Raw genomic sequence first — 2,233 nt, 5'->3', positions numbered from 1 at the left:
TCTTCTGAAAAAAGGATGAGCCCGACTTTATCGTTGTTCTGCAGGGCTGAAAATGCCAGCGTGGCTGAGATTTCGGTCAAGACCACCCGCTTAAACTGGTTGACGGTACCGAAGAATTCGGAACCACTGACATCCACCATCAGCATCATGGTGAGTTCCCGCTCTTCTTCAAACACTTTTACAAAAGGCTCGTTGTAACGGGCGGTAACGTTCCAGTCAATGCTCCGCACATCATCCCCGTATTGATATTGGCGGACCTCGCTAAAGGTCATACCCCGTCCTTTGAAGGTAGAATGGTATTCACCTCCAAAGATGTCATCGGAAAGACGCCGGGTCTTTATCTCGATCTTACGGACTTTCTTTAAGAGCTCTTTAGTATCCATAATCGTTCACGGGGGTTCGTCTGAAAGGATACGGGATGTCGTTCAGTAACCCTTGGGAATCCCCTATGGTACTTCAATCTCGTTTACTATACGGTTGATGATTTCTTCAGGGGCAACATTTTCAGCTTCAGCTTCATAAGTGATTCCGATCCGGTGGCGAAGCACATCGTGTACAATGGCCCTGACATCCTCTGGTATGACATATCCACGACGCTTGATAAAGGCGTAGCACTTGGCGGCATTTGCCATATTGATACTTCCCCTGGGCGAAGCGCCGAAACTGATCAGGGGTTTCAAATCTTTCAGGTTGTACTTTTCAGGATATCGAGTGGCGAAAACGATGTCCAGAATATACTTTTCAATCTTTTCATCCATATAGACCTCCCGAACGGCCTTTTGGCCGGAGAGAATCTGTTTGAGGCTTACTACCGGGCGAATGTCGGAGGCATTCCCCATCAGGTTCTGACGCATAATCAGTTGTTCCTCATTCATTTTGGGGTAATCGATTACGGCCTTGATCATAAAACGATCCACCTGGGCTTCAGGCAGGGGATAGGTACCCTCCTGTTCCACCGGGTTCTGAGTCGCCATAACCAGAAAAGGCTCATCCAACGGAAAGGTCTCGTCTCCTATGGTCACCTGCCGTTCCTGCATGGCCTCGAGTAGCGCGGACTGCACTTTTGCCGGAGCACGGTTAATCTCATCTGCCAAAACGAAGTTGGCGAAGATAGGGCCCTTTTTGATGGTGAAATCGTTCTCCTTAATGTTGTAAATCATGGTCCCTACCACGTCAGCAGGCAGGAGGTCGGGGGTGAACTGAATCCTTGAAAAACTTCCTTTAACCGTTTTGGCCAGGCTGTTGATCGCAAGGGTCTTTGCCAGGCCCGGAACCCCCTCAAGCAGGATATGACCTCTTCCGAGCAGGCCGATGAGCAAGCGCTCAATCATATGGCGCTGACCTACGATGGCCTTGTCCATTTCTCGAATCAGTAAGTCGATAAAAGCACTTTCCTCAGCGATTTTTTCATTCACTGCACTGATATCCACAGTTTTGGTTTCTTCCATTAAAAAGAATTTAAATTTCGAGCGTCAACACACTGATTTATTGCAACTCGCAAATTGAAAATTTATTTACTGATCCCCTGTTAACGATTGGTTAAAAATAGCGGAAAACCCCCATTTTTATGACCCTTTTAAGGGATTTTCTCATTACTTTCACGTGTATGAAAACCAAAGGATCTTACTCGAGAATTATAGCCGGAACCATGACCTGGGGACAATGGGGCCGGAAGTTTTCCACATCACAAATGTCCACCCTTATAAATCAATGCTTTGAGATGGGTGTCACTACCTTTGATCACGCCGATATATATGGCGGATATACCACTGAAGCGGAATTTGGGAAGGCTTTTGAAAATTGTGGTATTGAACGGGAAAACCTGCAGTTTATAAGCAAGTGTGGGATCCAATACCCTACCGATAAGCGTCCGGTGGGGATCAAACACTATGAATACGGAACGGATTATATTATCCATTCCGCCATTACCTCACTCGAGAATCTAAAAACGGAGTATCTGGACTTGCTTTTATTGCATCGTCCGAGCCCGCTGATGGACCCTGAAGAGGTGGCTGCTGCTTCTTCTGCATTGCGGGATTCCGGTAAAGTCCGTTCTTTCGGGGTTTCAAATTTTACACCCTCCCAAATAGCTCTTATAGAATCGGCTGTCCCGGTTGAAGCCCACCAGTTTGAATGTTCTCTGACAGAAGACACCTCCCTGTGGGACGGGGTATTGGATGATTGTATCACAAACGGTCGCACAGCCATGTCCTGGAGTCCTTTGGGGAGTTAT

Annotated in this window: 3 protein-coding genes; 1 reads left to right on the top strand and 2 read right to left on the bottom strand. The window is 47.2% G+C overall.

What is annotated here, in order from left to right:
* A partial coding sequence (locus tag WBV75_RS13295) for a DUF58 domain-containing protein (RefSeq protein WP_424121071.1) occupies positions 1–383 on the bottom strand: 383 nt, incomplete at its 3' end.
* A 63-nt stretch (positions 384–446) separates the two neighbouring features.
* Complete coding sequence (locus WBV75_RS13290; RefSeq protein ID WP_424121070.1) at positions 447–1,448, bottom strand: AAA family ATPase; 1,002 nt, start codon at positions 1,446–1,448, stop codon at positions 447–449.
* 158 nt (positions 1,449–1,606) lie between these two features.
* Between WBV75_RS13290 and WBV75_RS13285 the strand changes: the two genes are divergently transcribed.
* The coding region (locus tag WBV75_RS13285) for an aldo/keto reductase (protein ID WP_424121069.1) at positions 1,607–2,233 on the top strand (627 nt) is incomplete at its 3' end.

This window comes from Robiginitalea sp. (genome assembly GCF_049588695.1).
Taxonomy (GTDB): Bacteria; Bacteroidota; Bacteroidia; order Flavobacteriales; family Flavobacteriaceae; genus Robiginitalea.
This window is presented reverse-complemented; position numbering and strand designations above follow the sequence as displayed.